Annotated in this window: 15 protein-coding genes; 5 read left to right on the forward strand and 10 right to left on the reverse strand. The window is 66.5% G+C overall.

Annotated features, from left to right (window positions below; translation table 11 throughout):
- Positions 1-15: 15 nt before the first annotated feature.
- The 4 genes from dxs to C0099_RS12215 all read left to right on the forward strand — a co-directional run bounded on the left by dxs (position 16) and on the right by C0099_RS12215 (position 4,891).
- The gene (gene dxs / locus C0099_RS12200) at positions 16-1,878 is read left to right on the forward strand and encodes a 1-deoxy-D-xylulose-5-phosphate synthase (protein WP_102247670.1); all 1,863 of its coding nucleotides are present in this window, start codon (positions 16-18) and stop codon (positions 1,876-1,878) included.
- A 56-nt stretch (positions 1,879-1,934) separates the two neighbouring features.
- Positions 1,935-2,744 carry a GTP cyclohydrolase FolE2 gene (gene folE2, locus C0099_RS12205; RefSeq protein ID WP_102247671.1) on the forward strand — a complete coding sequence of 270 codons (810 nt, stop codon included), beginning with the start codon at positions 1,935-1,937 and terminating at the stop codon, positions 2,742-2,744.
- Between the two features lie 157 nt (positions 2,745-2,901).
- On the forward strand, positions 2,902-3,426 hold the full coding sequence (locus C0099_RS12210; protein WP_102247672.1) for a BPSL1445 family SYLF domain-containing lipoprotein: 525 nt from the start codon (positions 2,902-2,904) through the stop codon (positions 3,424-3,426).
- Between the two features lie 469 nt (positions 3,427-3,895).
- On the forward strand, positions 3,896-4,891 hold the full coding sequence (locus tag C0099_RS12215) for an IS110 family RNA-guided transposase (protein ID WP_102247609.1): 996 nt from the start codon (positions 3,896-3,898) through the stop codon (positions 4,889-4,891).
- Between the two features lie 23 nt (positions 4,892-4,914).
- Here the strand turns inward: C0099_RS12215 and argJ are convergent, their stop codons facing one another.
- Both argJ and secA read right to left on the reverse strand, forming a co-directional pair.
- Positions 4,915-6,153 (reverse strand): bifunctional glutamate N-acetyltransferase/amino-acid acetyltransferase ArgJ, encoded by a 1,239-nt coding sequence (gene argJ, locus C0099_RS12220; RefSeq protein ID WP_102247673.1) that lies wholly within the window; start codon positions 6,151-6,153, stop codon positions 4,915-4,917.
- Positions 6,154-6,377: 224 nt separating this feature from the next.
- A complete protein-coding gene (secA, locus tag C0099_RS12225; RefSeq protein ID WP_102247674.1) occupies positions 6,378-9,119 on the reverse strand; it encodes a preprotein translocase subunit SecA in 2,742 nt (913 codons plus the stop codon).
- 115 nt (positions 9,120-9,234) lie between these two features.
- On the opposite strand from secA, the gene C0099_RS12230 reads away from it, so the two are divergent.
- Positions 9,235-9,669: a DciA family protein gene (locus tag C0099_RS12230; RefSeq protein ID WP_102247675.1), complete on the forward strand. Its 435-nt coding sequence runs from the start codon at positions 9,235-9,237 to the stop codon at positions 9,667-9,669.
- On the opposite strand, the gene C0099_RS12235 is transcribed toward C0099_RS12230, so the two are convergent.
- The 8 genes from C0099_RS12235 to murG all read right to left on the reverse strand — a co-directional run bounded on the left by C0099_RS12235 (position 9,670) and on the right by murG (position 17,601).
- Positions 9,670-9,858 (reverse strand): hypothetical protein, encoded by a 189-nt coding sequence (locus C0099_RS12235; protein ID WP_102247676.1) that lies wholly within the window; start codon positions 9,856-9,858, stop codon positions 9,670-9,672.
- Between the two features lie 8 nt (positions 9,859-9,866).
- The gene (gene lpxC, locus C0099_RS12240) at positions 9,867-10,790 is read right to left on the reverse strand and encodes a UDP-3-O-acyl-N-acetylglucosamine deacetylase (protein WP_102247677.1); all 924 of its coding nucleotides are present in this window, start codon (positions 10,788-10,790) and stop codon (positions 9,867-9,869) included.
- Positions 10,791-10,934: 144 nt separating this feature from the next.
- The gene (gene ftsZ, locus C0099_RS12245) at positions 10,935-12,080 is read right to left on the reverse strand and encodes a cell division protein FtsZ (protein WP_102247678.1); all 1,146 of its coding nucleotides are present in this window, start codon (positions 12,078-12,080) and stop codon (positions 10,935-10,937) included.
- A gap of 132 nt (positions 12,081-12,212) precedes the next feature.
- Complete coding sequence (ftsA, locus tag C0099_RS12250) at positions 12,213-13,445, reverse strand: cell division protein FtsA (RefSeq protein WP_102247679.1); 1,233 nt, start codon at positions 13,443-13,445, stop codon at positions 12,213-12,215.
- On the reverse strand, positions 13,442-14,242 hold the full coding sequence (locus C0099_RS12255) for a cell division protein FtsQ/DivIB (protein ID WP_228151585.1): 801 nt from the start codon (positions 14,240-14,242) through the stop codon (positions 13,442-13,444). The genes ftsA and C0099_RS12255 overlap by 4 nt, the downstream gene beginning before the upstream one ends.
- Positions 14,235-15,149, reverse strand: a complete 915-nt coding sequence (locus C0099_RS12260) for a D-alanine--D-alanine ligase (protein ID WP_102247680.1) — start codon at positions 15,147-15,149, stop codon at positions 14,235-14,237. The genes C0099_RS12255 and C0099_RS12260 overlap by 8 nt, the downstream gene beginning before the upstream one ends.
- Positions 15,146-16,552, reverse strand: coding sequence for a UDP-N-acetylmuramate--L-alanine ligase (gene murC, locus C0099_RS12265; RefSeq protein ID WP_102247681.1), 1,407 nt, complete (start codon positions 16,550-16,552; stop codon positions 15,146-15,148). The genes C0099_RS12260 and murC overlap by 4 nt, the downstream gene beginning before the upstream one ends.
- Positions 16,549-17,601 (reverse strand): undecaprenyldiphospho-muramoylpentapeptide beta-N-acetylglucosaminyltransferase, encoded by a 1,053-nt coding sequence (gene murG / locus C0099_RS12270; RefSeq protein WP_102248499.1) that lies wholly within the window; start codon positions 17,599-17,601, stop codon positions 16,549-16,551. Before murG ends, murC begins: the two co-directional genes overlap by 4 nt.
- Positions 17,602-17,607: the final 6 nt, after the last annotated feature.

The following is a 17,607-nucleotide window of genomic DNA, read 5'->3' on the forward strand; positions in this document are numbered from 1 at the left end:
AAAGCTGATCCGATCATGTCCCAGTATCCCCTGCTCGAACGCATCGAATCCCCGTCGGACCTGCGCAGACTCGAACGCAGCGAGTTGCCCGCGCTCGCCGACGAGCTGCGCGCCTTCCTGCTCGAATCGGTGTCGAAGACGGGCGGCCACCTGTCGTCCAACCTCGGCACGGTGGAATTGTCGATCGCGCTGCACTACATCTACGACACCCCGGACGATCGCATCGTGTGGGACGTCGGCCACCAGACCTACGGCCACAAGATTCTCACCGGGCGGCGCGAGGCGATGGCGGGGCTGCGCCGCGCGGGCGGCATCTCGGGCTTTCCGCGGCGCTGCGAGAGCGAATACGACACCTTCGGCACGGCGCATTCGTCGACCTCGATCTCGGCCGCGCTGGGCATGGCCGTGGCGGCACGCGACAAGGGCGAAAAGCGCCAGAGCATCGCCGTGATCGGCGACGGCGCGATGAGCGCCGGCATGGCCTTCGAGGCACTCAACAACGCCGGCGAACTCGACGGCATCGACATGCTGGTGATCCTCAACGACAACGAGATGTCGATCTCGCCACCGGTGGGCGCGATGACGCGCATTCTCGCGCGCATGCTCTCCGGGCGCACCTACAACGCCGCGCGCCGCGCCGGCGAGAAGGTGCTCGGGCTGGCCCCGCCGATGCTCGAATTCGCGCGCAAGGTCGAGGAACACGTCATCGGGCTGGTCACGCCGGGCACGCTCTTCGAGGAATTCGGTTTCCATTACTACGGCCCCATCGACGGGCACGATCTGGACGCGCTGATCCCGATGCTGCACAACCTGCGACGCCTGCCGGGCCTGCAGTTCCTGCATGTGGTCACGCGCAAGGGCCATGGCTACAAGCTCGCAGAGGCCGACCCCATCCTCTACCACGGGGTGTCGCAGTTCGAACCCGAGGCCGGCATCGCCGCCGGCAAGGGCGGCGGCAAACTCACCTACACCAAGGTTTTCGGCGACTGGCTGTGCGACATGGCGGCCGAGGACGAACGCCTGGTGGCGATCACGCCGGCGATGCGCGAGGGCTCCGGGCTGGTGCGCTTTGCCGAGGAATACCCGCGCCGCTATCACGATGTCGGCATCGCCGAACAGCATGCCGTGACCTTCGCCGCCGGCCTCGCCTGCGAGGGCCGCAAACCGGTCGTGGCGATCTATTCGACCTTTTTGCAGCGCGCCTACGACCAGCTCATCCACGACGTGGCGCTGCAGAACCTGCCGGTGGTGTTCGCGCTCGACCGCGCCGGCCTGGTCGGCGCCGACGGCGCGACCCATCACGGGGCCTTCGACCTGTCCTATCTGACGTGCATCCCGAACATGGTGGTGATGGCGCCGGCCGACGAGAACGAATGTCGCCAGATGCTGTACACGGCGTACTGTCATGACGGCCCGACGGCCGTGCGCTATCCGCGAGGTGGCGGCATGAAGGTCGAGCCCGTGCAGAAGATGGCGACGCTGCCAATCGGCAAGGCTGAAGTTCGCCGCAGCGGCAAGCGCATCGCCCTGCTCGCCTTCGGCAACCTGCTCGCGCCGGCACTGACCGCCGGCGACGCGCTCGATGCGACGGTGGTCAACATGCGCTTCGTCAAGCCGCTCGATGCCGAGTGCATCCAGGCCCTGGCCGCGGATCACGATCTGATCGTCACGCTCGAGGACAACGTCGTCATCGGCGGCGCCGGCAGCGAGGTGGCGCGCGTACTCGAAACGCTGAACACCCGTCCGCGCCTGCTACGCCTGGGCCTGCCCGACGCCTTCGTCGACCACGGCGAACAGGCGCAGCTGCTGTCCGAAGCCGGTTTGGACGCGGCCGGCATCCTCGCGTCGATTGAGAAACTGAATCAGGACAATAGTTGAGCGTTTTGGTCGGGTTTGTTAATATCCGGCCTCGCTGATCCCCACCGGACACCCAGATGAACCCCAACGATCTCCAGACCATTCCGGACGTGCAGAGCTTCGAGGACAACCGTCGCCTCGCGATCAACAAGGTCGGCATCAAGTCGATCCGCCATCCGGTCAAGGTGCTCGACAAGAGCGGCGGCGTGCAGCACACGGTCGCGACCTTCAACATGTACGTCGGTCTGCCCCACAACTTCAAGGGCACGCACATGTCGCGCTTCGTCGAGTTGCTCAACGGCAACGAGCGCGAGATTTCGGTCGAGTCCTTCGAGCCCATGTTGCGCGGCATGGTGCAGCGACTCGAAGCCGAGTCCGGCCATGTCGAAATGACCTTTCCCTACTTCATCAACAAGGCCGCTCCGGTCTCCGGCGTGCAAAGCCTGATGGACTACGAGGTCACCTTCATCGGCGAGATCCGCGAGGGCGGCGAGTACGAGTTCACGATGAAGGTTCTCGTCCCGGTCACCAGCCTGTGCCCGTGCTCCAAGAAGATCTCCGACTACGGCGCGCACAACCAGCGCTCGCACGTCACCGTCACGGCCACGCTGGCCGACCATGTGTGGATCGAGGAGATCGTCGCCCTGGTCGAAGGGCAGGCCTCGTGCGAAGTCTACGGACTGCTCAAGCGCCCCGACGAGAAGTACGTCACCGAGCGCGCCTACGACAACCCCAAGTTCGTCGAGGACATGGTGCGCGACGTCGCCGGCCTGCTCAACGCGGAAAAGCGCATCGTCGCCTTCGCGGTGGAATCGGAAAACTTCGAGTCCATCCACAACCACTCGGCCTACGCAATCATCGAGCGCGACAAGCGACTCGCCGCCTGATCCGCATCCAGCGTCTTTGCGCAACGGCGACCCTGGGGTCGCCGTTGCTCGTTTACCCGCCCGCCGCGCGTCGCCGCGCATTCGCATGGTCTATCATGGAGTTCGTGAAAGCCGCCGCAGCGGCCGCTTGCACACCCCCCAGACCAAGGAGAGAACGATGAAAAAAACAATCCTGCTCGCGCTGTGCGTGAGCGTCACCGCTGGCGCCGCATCCAAGGAAGAGATCGATGCCGAAGTGCGCGCGGCGCTGGTTGCATTCGAGAAACAGGCTCCGGCCGGCCACGAACTGGCCAAGAACGCCTCGGGCATGCTCGTCTTTCCGAACGTCGTCAAGGCCGGCATCGGCGTCGGCGGCGAGTACGGCGAGGGCGCCCTGATCATCGACGGTCAGACCGTGGGCTACTACAGCCTCGCTTCGGCCTCGATCGGCTTTCAGCTCGGCGCACAATCGCGCAGCCAGATCATGCTCTTCATGAATGACGAGGTGCTGGCCAAATTCCGCAACAGCGAGGGCTGGAAGGCCGGCGTCGATGGCAGCGTCGCCGTCGCCACGCTGGGCGCCGGCGGCGGCATCGACACCGAGACGGCGCAGAAGCCCATCATCGGCTTCATCTTCTCGGGCAAGGGCCTGATGTACAACCTGACCTTCGAAGGCTCGAAGATCACCAAGCTCGATCGCTGACCCACCCGGCTCGTTGGAACGACCCGCTCGACCATGCGTCGCGGTCGGCGTCGCACGCGCTGCCAACACCTGCCGACGCGTCGACCCTCGCTGCGCTCGCACCGACCTTGTATGTTGAAGGTGACTGCCTGAGCAACTCGTAGGTCGCGACGAGCGCAGCGAGTGCGACGCACCAAGCTGACACATGCCACTGCGTCGGCCCTCGCTGCGCTCGCACCGACCTTGTATGTTGAAGGTGACTGCCTGAGCAGTCGATGTAGCCGATCACCGGGGAGGCCGTACCGACCCTGAGGCAGCGCGATGCTGACCTCGTATGTAGAGCGGCCCCCCGCCTCATTGCCGACTTCGAGGAGTATCCGAAAGCCAGCGCTGAGCTGGACTTTGCATCACAAGGTCGAAGTGGCAAAAAGTACGAGGTCGGGGAAGCCGGTGTTCACAGGTACCAAATCTTGCGCTGGAGGGAAAGCCCATGTGTGTGGTGGGAATCGATATTGCCGCCAAGAGTTTCGATCTGGTCGTACGCCGCAACGGCACCAATGCCAAGGTGCGCCGCTTTGAGCAAACCCCTGCGGGCCACGCCCAGGCTGCGGCGCATCTGAAGAAGCTCGCGCCCGAGCGGGTGGTCATGGAGGCGACCGGAGTGTATTTCGTGGATTTGGCTGTGGCCCTGCACGCGGCCGGCCTGCCGGTGAGCGTGATCAACCCGCGCAGCTTCAAGCACTTTGCCCAGATCAAACTCAAAGGCAGCAAGACCGATGCGATCGACGCGGCCTTGCTGGCCGAATACGCCCAGCGCATGGCGCCCGCGCTGTGGGTGCCGCCGGCGCCCGATCGGCTGGCCTTGCGCGATCTGGGCCGTCAAATCAACCGCCTGATCCACGCCCGCACCCAGGCCAAGAACCGCCTGCATGCGCTCCAGGCACGTCGAGACGTCTCCGCGCTACTGATCGACGATGAGCGCGAAGGCATCGAACAACTCGATGCGCGCATCGAGCGGCTCAAAGGCGCTGCGCAGCAACGCATCGAACAGTGCGCGCAACTGTCGGTGATGGCCCAGCACCTGCGTTGTGCCAAAGGGCTCGGTGCGGCCAGCACGCTGGCGATCCTGGCTGAGTTGTGCGTGTTGCCCACGCAGATGAACAGCGCGCAGGTCAGCTGCTTTGCCGGACTGGACGTGCGCCTGAACCAGTCGGGTAGCAGCGTGCACAGGCCCGGGCGCCTGTCCAAGGCCGGGAACGCCTATCTGCGCGCAGCCCTGTTCATGCCGGCCATGGTCGCCGTGCAATCGGACCCCAACGCCAAGGCCTTCTACGAAGCCTTGCTCGCCCGCGGCAAAAAACGCATCCAGGCCTTGTGTGCGCTCATGCGAAAAATGCTCACCGGAATCTGGGCGTGCATCCGCAATGGAACCCCGTTCGATTCGAGCCGACTGTTCAGCTGCGCTCAGACTCTTTTAAAGGCTTGACCGTCAACGGAGTATCTACACTCCTAGCTACGATATTCCGCGTTGATCTTGACGTAATCGTAGGAAAAATCGCAGGTCCACACCGTCGCGGCCGCATCACCGCGGGCCAGCGCGATGCGCACGCCAATCTCCGCGCGCTGCATGATGCGCGCACCATCCTCCTCGCGATAGCCTGTCGCGCGCCCTCCACGCTCGGCGACCAGCACTTCCTCTCCAGCGCTGGAAAGCCACACCGAAACCTTGCCGACGTCCAGATCGTCGATACCGGCATAGCCCACGGCCGCGAGAATGCGCCCGAGGTTCGGGTCCGATGCGAAGAATGCTGTCTTCACCAGCGGGGAATGCGACACCGCATAGGCCACGGCGCGGCATTCGTCGCGGTCGCGCCCACCTTCGACGGCGACCTCGATGAACTTTGTCGCACCCTCGCCGTCGCGCACCAGCGCCTGCGCCAACTCGATGGCGATGCCGGCCAGCGCCTCGCGGAAGGCCGCGTAGCCATTCGACTGTTCGTCGATGATCTCGGCATTCTCCGCCTGGCCGGTGGCGATGACGACGAAGGCATCATTGGTCGATGTATCGCCATCGACCGTGATGCTGTTGAACGAGAGATCGGCCACCTCGCGCACGAGGCCTTCGAGCATATCCTGCGCGATGTGCACGTCAGTGGCGATGAAGCCCAGCATGGTCGCCATGTTGGGGCGGATCATGCCCGCGCCCTTGCTCATGCCCGTCAACGTGACCGTACGTCCGCCCAGTTCGACGCTGCGCGAAGCGGCCTTGGCCACGGTGTCGGTGGTCATGATCGCGTGCGCCGCATCGAACCAGCCATCCGCGCGCAGATCGGCGGCAGCCGCCGGCAGACCGGCGACCAGTCGATCCACCGGAAGCTGCTCGAGGATCACGCCCGTCGAGAACGGCAGCACCTGGTTGGGCGCGACCTCGAGCAGCTTCGCCACCCCCTCGCAGGTCTCGCGCGCTGCCGCCATGCCCTGCTCGCCGGTGCCGGCATTCGCGATGCCGGTATTGATGACCAGCGCGCGCACGCTCGCCTGCGCCAGATGCGCGCGACACACATGCACCGGCGCAGCACAGAAACGGTTCTTCGTGAACACCCCGGCCACGCGACTGCCCTCGTCGACCTCGATCAGCGTCAGGTCACGCCGCCCCTTCTTGCGGATGCCCGCCTCGGCGATGCCGATGCGCACCCCGGCGACGGGTGCGAGGCTGGCGGCGGACGGGGTAACGTAGTTCACGGGCATCGTTGGACTCCGGGCGAATAAATGGGAATGCGGAACAAAATGCGTCGAAGATGATTGGTGAGGCAGTTTACGCGAGCGGGGCGACGACGGTAAGCACGGGCGAAATGTGCTGACGCACATGGCATGAGGCCCCGGCACATACGCGCCGGGGCCTCGTCTTCAGCATACCGCGGGTCGGCCGACTTCCAAATGGCGGGGCCGCACCGACCCCGAACCATTATCGCTCAGGCGAGCTTGCCGTGGCAGTGCTTGTACTTCTTGCCGGAACCGCAGGGACAGGCGTCGTTGCGGCCGACGCGCGGGCCGGCGCGCGCCGGCGCCAGCGTCGCACCGGTCGCGACCGACTCGTTTTCCTCGGCCTCGGGAACGGCCTCGTCCTTGAACTCGGCGTGGCGGTACTCGACATTCTCGAGCTTTTCCTGGCGCTCGGCTTCCTCGAGCTCCTCCTTGGTGCGCACCTGCACGGTCATCAGCACCTTGGTGACTTCCGTGCGCACGGAATCGAGCAAGGCCTCGAACAGCTCGAAGGACTCGCGCTTGTATTCCTGCTTGGGATTCTTCTGCGCGTAGCCGCGCAAGTGGATGCCCTGGCGCAGCTGATCGAGCGCGGCCAGATGGTCGCGCCAGCGCGTATCCAGACTCTGCAGCATCACGTGGCGTTCGAACTGGTGCCAGGCGGCCGGCTCGACGCTCGCGGTCTTGGCCGCGTAGGCTTCGTCGGCGGCGGCGATGATGCGCTCGAGCATGGTGTCATCGTCGAGATCGGGCTCGGCGACCAGCCACTCGGCCACCGGCAGCTTGAGCTGGAACTCGCCGGCCAGCGCGGTCTCGAGTGCGGCGATGTCCCATTGCTCCTCGACGCTTTCCTCGGGCACGTAGATGCGGAAGGTATCGGCCATCACGCCGCGGCGCATCGCGGTGATGGTCTCGGAGATGTCCTCGGTCGACAGCAGTTCGTTGCGCTGCTCGTACACCACCTTGCGCTGGTCGTTGGCGACATCGTCGTACTCGAGCAGCTGCTTGCGGATGTCGAAGTTGCGTTGCTCGACCTTGCGCTGCGCCGACTCGAGCGAACGCGTGACCATGCCGTGCTCGATCGCCTCGCCCTCGGGCATCTTCAGGCGCACCATGATGGTGTTGAGGCGATCGCCCGCGAAAATCTTCATCAGCGGATCTTCGAGCGACAGGTAGAAGCGGCTCGAACCCGGATCGCCCTGACGACCCGCGCGGCCGCGCAACTGGTTGTCGATGCGGCGCGACTCGTGCCGCTCGGTACCGATGATGTGCAGGCCGCCGGCAGCGATCACCGCGTCGTGCACCTTCTGCCATTCGGCGCGCATTTGTGCGATCTTCGCCTCGCGCGCCGCCTCGTCGAGACTGGCGTCGTTCTTGACGGCATCGATCTCGCGCTCGATGTTCCCGCCGAGCACGATGTCCGTGCCGCGGCCGGCCATGTTGGTGGCGATCGTCACGACGCCCGGGCGCCCGGCCTGGGCGACGATCTGCGCCTCGCTGTCATGCTGCTTGGCGTTGAGCAGCTGGTGCGGAATCTTCTCGCGCTTGAGCAGACCCGAGAGGAATTCGTTGACCTCGATCGAGGTCGTGCCCACCAGCACCGGCTGGCCGCGCTCGACGCAGTCACGGATGTCGGCAATGACCGCGTCCCACTTTTCCTTGGCAGTGCGGTAGACCTTGTCGTTGCCGTCGCGCCGCTGCATCGGGCGGTTGGTCGGCACGATCACCGTCTCCAGGCCGTAGATCTGGTGGAACTCGTAGGCCTCGGTGTCGGCCGTGCCGGTCATGCCGGCGAGCTTGGCGTACATGCGGAAGTAGTTCTGGAAGGTGATCGAGGCCAGCGTCTGGTTCTCGGCCTGAATCTTGACGCCTTCCTTGGCCTCGACGGCCTGGTGCAGGCCGTCCGACCAGCGTCGGCCGGACATCAGACGACCGGTGAACTCGTCGACGATCACCACCTCGCCGTCCTGCACCACGTAGTGCTGGTCCTTGTGGAACAGCGCGTGCGCGCGCAAGGCCGCGTAGAGGTGATGCACGAGCATGATGTTGGACGCGTCGTACAGGCTCGCACCCTCTTCGAGCAGCCCCATCTCGGAGAGGATCTGCTCGGCTTTCTCGTGACCTTCCTCGGTCAGCAGCACCTGGCGGGCCTTCAGATCCAGGGTGTAGTCGCCCGGCTCGGTGACGTTGTCGCCCTCGCCCTGCTGTTCGGTAAGCTTCGGCGGCACTTCGTTGAGCCGCAGGTACAGCTCGGTGTGATCCTCGGCCTGACCGGAGATGATCAGCGGCGTGCGTGCCTCGTCGATGAGGATGGAATCGACCTCGTCGACGATGGCGAAGCTCAGCCCGCGCTGCACGCGTTCGGCGGTGGAATACACCATGTTGTCGCGCAGGTAGTCGAAGCCGAACTCGTTGTTGGTGCCGTAGGTGATATCCGAGCCGTAGGCCGCCTGTTTTTCGGTATGCGACAGACGCGACAGGTTGCAGCCGGTGGTCAGGCCCAGGAAGCCGTAGATGCGCCCCATCCACTCCGCGTCGCGACTGGCGAGATAGTCGTTGACGGTGATGATGTGCACGCCGTTGCCGGCGAGCGCATTGAGGTAGGCAGGCAGAGTCGCCACCAGCGTCTTGCCCTCGCCGGTCTTCATCTCGGCGATGCGCCCGTCGTGCAACACCATCCCGCCGACCAGCTGCACGTCGAAGTGGCGCATGCCATGCACGCGCTTGCCGGCCTCGCGTACCACCGCGAAGGCCTCGATGAGCAGGTCGTCGAGCTTCGCCCCGTCGGCAAGGCGCTGACGGAATTCGTCCGTCTTGGCACGCAGCTCGTCATCGGAGAGCGCCTCGAACTGTGGCTCGAGGGCATTGATGGCGCGCACTTTCTGGGAATACTGGCGGATCAGGCGGTCGTTGCGACTGCCGAAAACCTTCTTGATAAGGCCGGAGATCATGGATGTGTGGTGGGTCGAATCGGCAAATGCAGTAGTGTAGCATGCAGCCGATGCCCGCCCGTGGCACGTGCTCCGCCGCGAGCAGGCGCCCGTCACCCCCGCCAGGACCGCCCCGATGTCCGAACCCGTCCAGCGCTTTCTCGGCAGCGGCGAGACCCTCGCCCGGCTGCATGACCGTGCGCGTACATTGCGTCGCCTGCAGGAGGTGCTCGCCCGCTCGCTGCCGGGGCCGCTGGGTGAAGCATGCTCGGTGGCCAACCTCAAGGGCGACAGCGTGATCCTGATCGCGCGCAGCGGCAGCGTCGCTTCGCGCCTGCGCCACATGGCCCCGAGCCTGACTGCGGCGCTGGCCGCCGAGGGCTTTGCGGTGACGCGTGTGGAGGTCAAGGTCGGGGTGACGGTCGCGCCCCAAGAGCAGGCACCGCGGCCGTCGCGCACCGTAGGCGCCGCCGGTCGCGAAAGCCTGGAGAAATTGATCGCGCAACTGCCCGAGGGCGACGCCTTGCGCGCGTCGCTTCAGCGGCTCGTCGATCGCAGCCGCCCGGAGTGATCAGCCGCCGGGGCTGGAGAAGCGCTCGAAGACGAAGGTCAGCAACACCGCGAGAATGACCAGCAGCGCGCCGATGAACAGGTTCCATGCGTACTGGCGATATTTCGGATCACCGGTGAACATCCATGCCAGCAAGGTGCCACCGATGGCCAGCAGCGCAGCCAGTGCGACGATGCGTATTACGAGCATGGGCAGCGTCAGGCGGCCAGCGGCTCGGCGCCAAAGCGCCGAGCAACCGCAGCCGGAGTGTCGTCAGCCGTATCGAAGCTGACCGATTCCCAGGCTGTGCGGTCTTCGAGCAGGGCGCGCAGCAATTCATTGTTCATCGCGTGACCGGACTTGTGGGCGGTGTAAGTGGCCAGCAGCGGTCGTCCGCACAGGTACAGATCGCCGATCGCGTCGAGCACCTTGTGCTTGACGAACTCGTCGGCATAGCGCAGCCCTTCGGTGTTGAGCACACGGTACTCGTCCATCACGATGGCGTTGGCCAGGCTGCCACCCAGCGCCAGCCCGTTGGCCTGCATGAATTCCACGTCCTGCATGAAGCCGAAGGTGCGCGCCCGCGCGATGTCGCGCTCATAGGAGTGCTCGGCGAAGTCGACCAAGACACGCGTAGCCGTGCCATCGACCGCCGGGTGGTTGAATTCGATCGAGAACTCCAGCCGGAAGCCATCGTAGGGCTCGAGACGCACCCACTTGTCGCCGTCGCGGTACTCGACCGGCCGGGTGACGCGGATGAAGCGCTTGGGCGCGGCCTGCTCCTCGATGCCGGCCGAACGCAGCAGGAACACGAAGGGGCTGGAACTGCCGTCGAGAATCGGAATCTCGGGCGCATCGATGTCGACGTGGACGTTGTCGATACCCAGCCCGGCCAGCGCCGACATCAGGTGCTCGACCGTGCCCACCTTGGCCGTTCCACGCTGCAGCCCGGAGCACATGCGCGTGTCACACACCGAGTACGGATCGGCGGGTAGCGAGACCACCGGATCAAGGTCGACGCGGTGGAAGACGATGCCCGCATCCGGCGCCGCCGGCCGCAGGGTCATCGTAACCTTGCGGCCACCGTGTAGCCCGACGCCGGTGGCGGTGACGCTGGATTTGAGCGTGCGCTGTCGGATCATTCACAACTCCAGATTGGAACGCCCATTCTAGCCTGCAACGCCGCACGGGTCACGCGATCGGGCGCGGCAAACGTGACGGGCGCCGCACCCGGGACCGGAGGCAGGGGTCCGAGTGCGGCGCCCGTGCAGGGCTGTCGCGGCCGCTCAGTCGGCCTGGCGGCGCAGGAAGGCGGGGATGTCGTAGGTCCCCATGCCGTTGGTGCTCATCGCCTCGACCTTGTTGCGTCGGTTGCTGCGCATCACCGCCGGCACGTCGGAGCCCTGTTCCTCGGCATAACCGCCGTCACCGTAGGTGCCGGTACCCCGCACCACCTGCATCACCGGCTGGCGACCGGCCGCCTGCGAACCCAGGCCGGTGGCGACCACGGTCACGCGGATGCGGTCTTCCATGTCGTCGTCGAAGACCGTGCCGTACTTGACGAAGGCTTCCGGCGCGGCGAAGGCCTGCACCGTCTTGACCGCGTCACGCACCTCGGACATCTTCAGCGCGCCGCGCGCGGAGGTGATGTTGATCAGCACGCAGCGCGCGCCCGACAGCTCCGTGCCTTCGAGCAGCGGGCTGACCGCAGCCTGCTCGGCCGCGATGCGTGCGCGATCCAGACCCGAGGCCTCGGCCGAGCCCATCATCGCGCGACCCATCTCGCCCATGGCGGTGCGCACGTCCTGGAAGTCGACATTGACCAAACCGGGCACGTTGATGATCTCGGCAATGCCGCCGACCGCGTTGCGCAGCACGTTGTCGGCCGAGCGGAAGCAGTCCTCGAAGCCGGCATCGTCGCCGAAGACCTCGAGCAGCTTGTCGTTGAGCACGACGATCAGCGAATCGACGTGGCGCGACAACTCCTCGACGCCGCTCTCGGCCACGCGCAGGCGATTCTCGAAATCGAAGGGCTTGGTCACCACGCCGACGCACAGGATGCCTTTCTCGCGTGCGATTTCGGCGACCACCGGTGCCGCCCCGGTGCCGGTGCCGCCGCCCATGCCGCCGGTGATGAAGCACATGTGCGCACCGGAGAGCGCGTCGGCGATGACGTCGGCCGACTCCTGCGCGGCCACGCGCCCGGCCTCGGGCTTGGAGCCCGCGCCCAGGCCGCTGGTCCCGAGCTGCACCTTGGTCGGCGCGAGGCATCGCTTGAGCGCCTGCGCATCGGTGTTGGCGACGACGAATTCCACGCCCTGCACGCCTTCGCGAATCATGTGGTCGACGGCATTGCCGCCGGCGCCGCCGATGCCGATCACCTTGATGACCGTGCCGGTCTGCTCCTTTTCCACGATTTCGAACGTTGCCATTGTCGAGCCTCCTCTGAGTTCCTGCTCACCGGCGAATTGACCCGCCATTTAGTGAGCTCTTTGCAGTCTATAACTAAATAGCCTGTTTTTACAGGCAGAATTTTCAAAAAATGCGCGGCCTTGGCACGCCTTTCAGAAATTGCGTTCCAGCCAGGACCGCGCACGCGCGAACCAGTCGCGCAGATTGCCCGGATCTCGGCCGATCAGGCCGCGCCGGCGCTGCGCTTGCCCTTCGATGACCAGACCCATCGCAGTCGCGTAATAGGGCTGACACACGACATCGGCCAGCGCGCCGCGATACTGCGGCGCGCCCACCCGCGCGGGCAGGTGGAAGATCTCCTCGGCCAGTTCCACCATGCCGTGCATCACCGACGAACCACCGGTCAGCACCACGCCCGACGAGAGCAGTTCTTCGTATCCGCTGCGCCGCAGCTCGGCCTGAACCAGCTCGAACATCTCGGACACGCGCGGCTCGATCACGTCGGCCAGGCGCTGGCGCGACAGCGCGCGCGCCGGGCGGTCGCCCACGCCGGGCACCTCGATCATCTGCTCGGGCTCGGCCATCGAGTGCATTGCGACGCCGTAACGGATCTTGAGCTCTTCGGCCTCCGAGGTCGGAGTGCGCAGCGCCATCGCGATGTCGTTGGTGATCTGATCACCGGCCACCGGCAGCACCGCGGTATGACGGATCGCGCCCTGCGTGAACACCGCGATGTCGGTCGTGCCACCGCCGATGTCGATCAGGCACACGCCCAGATCCTTCTCGTCCTCGGTGAGCACCGCGTGGCTCGAGGCCAGCGGCTGCAGCACCAGGTCGACCACTTCCAGACCGCATCGGCGCACGCACTTGACCACGTTCTGCGCGGCCGAGACCGCGCCGGTGACGATGTGCACCTTGACCTCGAGCTTGACGCCGCTCATGCCGATGGGCTCGCGCACGCCGCCCTGGCCGTCGATGATGAATTCCTGGGTAAGGATGTGCAGGATCTGCTGCTCGGCCGGGATCGGCATCGCGCGGGCGACCTCGATGACGCGTTCGACGTCGAGCGGGCTGACCTCCTTGTTGTCCTTGATCGCGACCATGCCGTTGGAGTTGAAGCTCTTGATGTGGCTGCCCGCGATCCCCGTGAACACGTCGCGGATCTTGCAGTCGGCCATCATCTCGACCTCCTGGATGACGCGCGAAATGGCATCCACGGTGGCCTCGATATTGACCACCACGCCGCGCTTGAGCCCGCTCATCGGTTGCGTGCCCAGGCCCACCACTTCGAGTTCGCCGTCGGGCAGCGCGTGTGCGACCAGGCAGGTGACCTTCGATGTGCCGATGTCGAGTCCGACGACCAGTTCCTTGGTTTCCTTGCTCATTGCTTCCCTTTGCCTTGCTCCGGCATGAGCGCCGGCGTCAGTGCGAATCCACGCTGGTAACGCAGGTCGGCCAGCGCCACGGGAACGCCGACGCGCTCGCGCGCCTCGGGCCACAGGCGCACGAAGCGCACCAGTCGCTCAGCCAGCGGCGCGCGTTCACGGTCACGGCCGAGCAGGATCACCAGGCCGTCTTCCAGTTCCAGCTCCCACGCCTCGCGCGGCGACAGCCACAGGCGCTTCATGCGCAGGCCCAGCGGCTCGACCAACGCCGCGAACTCGCGATGACGCGCGAAAAGATGTCCTGCCGAGCCCTGCGGGCCGGAGAACGACGGCAGTTCTGCGTTGCTCGCCGCCACGAAGACCTCGCCCTGACGGTTGATCAGATGCACCTCGTCGCTGCCCACAGGGGACCAGTAGGCGACGGCCTGCTGCTCCTCCAGGCGCAGCTCGAGCGCGTCCGGCCAGCGTCTGCGCACCTCGGCGCGCCGCACCCAGGGGAGCTTCTCGAGCGCCTCGCGCACGTCGGCGAGCTGCACCGTGAAGAAATTGCCGGTGACCGAAGAGCGCGCCGCGTACTCGATCTGCGCCGGCGTGACCTGACCCGGCGGCGTCAGCACCACGACTTCGCGCAACGGAAAGAACGGCCGGCTGGTCAGCCACGCGACGAATGCCCAGGCGAAGGCCAGCGCCACGAAGAACATCAACGCGTCGGAGATCGCGTTCAGCGTCGCGGGACGATCCCACAGCCCCTCGCGCGCGTTCGCACGCGAGGCCCTGCCGTTGCGCCGCTCAGCCAAGACTTGCCCCTTCCAGGATCGCGATGCACAACTGCCCGAAACCCAGACCGGCGGCCTGCGCCGACATCGGCACCAGGGAGTGGCCGGTCATGCCCGGCACGGTGTTCATTTCCAGCAGCCAGGGACGGCCGTCGCGGTCGAGCATGATGTCCACGCGTCCCCAGCCGCGGCAGCCGAGCACTGCCGCGCTTTGCATCACAAGGCGCTTGAGTGCGTCCTCGAGCGCGGCGTCCAGCCCCGACGGACACAGATAGCGCGTCTCGTCGCTGAAATACTTGTGCTCGTAGTCGTAGTTGCCGCCCGGCGCGTCGATGCGGATCACCGGCAGCGCGCGATCATTCAGGAAAGGCACGGTCAGCTCGGCGCCGTCGATGAAGGCCTCGGCCAGTACCAGGCGGTCGTAGCGCGCGGCCAGCTCCCAGGCTGCACGCAACTGCGATGGCTCGACGACCTTGGTCGCGCCCATGCTCGAGCCTTCGTGCGCCGGCTTGACGAACACCGGCATGCCCAGTTCGGCGGCGACGGCATCGAAATCCGTCTGCGCGTCGAGAATCGCATAGCGCGGCGTGGGCAGGCCGCAGGCGGCCCACACCATCTTGGTACGCCACTTGTCCATGGCCAGCGCCGAAGCCATCACGCCGCTGCCGGTATACGGAATGCGCAGGGTCTCGAGCACCCCCTGCACCGTGCCGTCTTCGCCGCCACGGCCGTGCAGTGCGATGAAGACACGCTCGAATCCCTCGTCGCGCAGCGCACACAGATCGCGCTCGGCCGGATCGAAGCCGTGCGCATCCACGCCGCAACCCTGCAGCGCCGCGAGCACGGCGCTGCCCGACATCAGCGAGACCTCGCGTTCGGCCGATGTGCCGCCGAACAGCACCGCGACCTTTCCGAACCTGTCCGTCACACGCCCTCCCCGTATTCCTGGGCCACGCGCGCGGCCACCTGACCGATCGACCCCGCGCCCATGGTGATCACCACATCGCCGTCGCGGGCCGCATCGACAATCGCCGCGGGCATGTCGGCGATGTCCTCGACGAACACCGGCTCGACCTTGCCGGCCACGCGCAGCGCGCGCGCCAGGCTGCGCGCGTCGGCGGCCACCAGCGGCGGCTCGCCGGCGGCGTAGACTTCGCCCAGCAGCAGCCCGTCGACCTTGGAGAGCACCTTGACGAAATCCTCGAAGCAATCGCGGGTGCGGGTGTAGCGATGCGGCTGGAAGGCCAGCACCAGGCGCCGGCCCGGATAGGCGCCGCGCGCGGCAGCAATGGTCGCCGCCATCTCGATGGGGTGGTGGCCGTAGTCGTCGATCAGGGTGAAGCGGCCCGCCCCGTGCGCGACCGGGATCTCGCCATGGTCCTGAAAACGCCGGCCCACGCCGCGAAACTCCGACAGTGCCTTGACGATGGCCGCGTCGCTGACCTGCAATTCGGTCGCCACCGCGATCGCGGCCAAGGCGTTGAGCACGTTGTGCACGCCGGGCAGGTTGAGTTCCACGGCCAGGCGGCTGGTCGAACCATTGACGCGCACCACGTCGAAGCACATGCGCCGCCCCACCGCGCGCAGATTCTCGGCGCGCACGTTGGCCTCTTCGGACAGGCCGAAGCGCACGATCTGCTTGGACACCTGCGGCGCGATTTCACGCACGTTCGGGTCGTCCTCGCACAACACGGCCACGCCGTAGAAGGGCAGACGCTGCAGGAAATCGACGAATGCCTGCTTGAGCCGGGCGAAGTCGTGCGCGTAGGTCTCCATGTGGTCGGCGTCGATGTTCGTGACCACCGAGATCACCGGATTGAGCAACAGGAAGGAAGCGTCGGACTCGTCGGCCTCGGCCACCAGGAAGTCGCCCTTGCCCAGTCGCGCATTGGCGCCGGCGGCGGTGAGGCGCCCGCCGATCACGAAGGTCGGGTCCATGCCGCCTTCGGCGAGGATGCTCGCCACCAGCGAGGTCGTGGTCGTCTTGCCGTGCGTGCCGGCGATCGCGATGCCCTGCTTCAGGCGCATCAGTTCGGCGAGCATCTGCGCGCGCGGCACCACCGGGATGTTGCGCTCGCGTGCGGCCACCACCTCGGGGTTGTCGTCGGACACCGCCGTCGAGACGACCACCGCGTCGGCACCGTCGACGTGCGCGGCATCGTGACCCGTGAGAACACGCACGCCCAGGCCCTGCAGGCGCCGGGTGGTCGCCGTCTCGGCCAGATCCGAACCGCAGACGGTGAATCCCAGGTTGGCCAGCACCTCGGCGATACCGCTCATGCCCGCGCCGCCGATGCCGACAAAATGAATACGCTTGACCTTGTGTTTCATTCCTTCCTTCCTTCGGCGAGCGCCTCGCAGGCGTCGGCCACGGCAGCGGCCGCACCGGGGCGCGCCAGCTCGCGCGCGCGCGCGGCCATGCCGGCCAGCCGAGCGCGATCGAGCCCCCTGAGGATGCCCGCCAGTTGTCCGGCGTCGAGCTCGGCCTGCGCGATCAGCATCGCCGCGCCACGCTCGGCGAGGAACTGCGCGTTGCGGCTCTGGTGGTCATCGACCGCATGCGGGTAGGGCACCAGCAGGCTGGCCGCGCCGACCGCCGCCAGTTCGGCCACGGTGATCGCGCCCGCACGGCAGATCACCAGATCGGCGGCGGCGTAGCGCGCTTGCATGTCTTCGATGAAATCGACCAGTTCGCCGTCGACGCCGTGCTGCGCATAGGCCGCCTGCAAGGCGGCGAACTGGCGGCGACCGGCCTGGTGAGTGACCTGCGGGCGCTCACCCAGCGGAATGCGCGCGAGCGCCTGCGGCACGATGTCGTTGAGTGCGGCGGCGCCGAGACTGCCGCCGACCACGAGAAGGCGCAACGGCCCCTCGCGTCCGGCGAATCGCTCGCCCGGGCCGGCCACCGCCGCGATCTCGCGCCGCACCGGGTTGCCCACCCATGTGGCCTTGCGCAGGGCATCGGGAAAGCCGGCGAGCACACGGCCTGCGACGCCGGCGAGCACACGGTTGGCCAGCCCTGCCACCGAGTTCTGCTCGTGCAGCACCAGCGGGCGCCCCGTCAGGGCGGCCATCATGCCGCCCGGAAAGCTGATGTAGCCGCCCATGCCCAGCACCACGTCGGGCTTTACCCGGCGCAGCACGCCCAGCGCCTGCCAGAATCCGGAGAGCAGACTCAGCGGGAGCAGCAACTTGCGCACCAAGCCCTTGCCGCGCAGGGCACCGAAACGGATCCATTCGCAGCGGTAGCCGCGCGGTGCGACGATGCGCGCTTCCATGCCATCCGGATTGCCCAGCCACACGATGTCCCAACCGCGCGTGCGCAGTTCTTCGGCCACCGCGATGCCCGGATAGATGTGCCCGCCGGTTCCTCCGGCCATGATCAG

Source organism: Pseudazoarcus pumilus (assembly GCF_002872475.1).
GTDB lineage: Bacteria > Pseudomonadota > Gammaproteobacteria > Burkholderiales > Rhodocyclaceae > Pseudazoarcus > Pseudazoarcus pumilus.

Bases quoted from the DNA above. Each gene is read 5' to 3' on its own strand.
- dxs (WP_102247670.1), top strand. From the start codon at position 16: ATGTCCCAGTATCCCCTGCTCGAACGCATCGAATCCCCGTCGGACCTG.
- folE2 (WP_102247671.1), top strand. From the start codon at position 1,935: ATGAACCCCAACGATCTCCAGACCATTCCGGACGTGCAGAGCTTCGAG.
- C0099_RS12210 (WP_102247672.1), top strand. From the start codon at position 2,902: ATGAAAAAAACAATCCTGCTCGCGCTGTGCGTGAGCGTCACCGCTGGC.
- C0099_RS12215 (WP_102247609.1), top strand. From the start codon at position 3,896: ATGTGTGTGGTGGGAATCGATATTGCCGCCAAGAGTTTCGATCTGGTC.
- argJ (WP_102247673.1), bottom strand. From the start codon at position 6,153: ATGCCCGTGAACTACGTTACCCCGTCCGCCGCCAGCCTCGCACCCGTC.
- secA (WP_102247674.1), bottom strand. From the start codon at position 9,119: ATGATCTCCGGCCTTATCAAGAAGGTTTTCGGCAGTCGCAACGACCGC.
- C0099_RS12230 (WP_102247675.1), top strand. From the start codon at position 9,235: ATGTCCGAACCCGTCCAGCGCTTTCTCGGCAGCGGCGAGACCCTCGCC.
- C0099_RS12235 (WP_102247676.1), bottom strand. From the start codon at position 9,858: ATGCTCGTAATACGCATCGTCGCACTGGCTGCGCTGCTGGCCATCGGT.
- lpxC (WP_102247677.1), bottom strand. From the start codon at position 10,790: ATGATCCGACAGCGCACGCTCAAATCCAGCGTCACCGCCACCGGCGTC.
- ftsZ (WP_102247678.1), bottom strand. From the start codon at position 12,080: ATGGCAACGTTCGAAATCGTGGAAAAGGAGCAGACCGGCACGGTCATC.
- ftsA (WP_102247679.1), bottom strand. From the start codon at position 13,445: ATGAGCAAGGAAACCAAGGAACTGGTCGTCGGACTCGACATCGGCACA.
- murC (WP_102247681.1), bottom strand. From the start codon at position 16,552: ATGAAACACAAGGTCAAGCGTATTCATTTTGTCGGCATCGGCGGCGCG.
- murG (WP_102248499.1), bottom strand. From the start codon at position 17,601: ATGGCCGGAGGAACCGGCGGGCACATCTATCCGGGCATCGCGGTGGCC.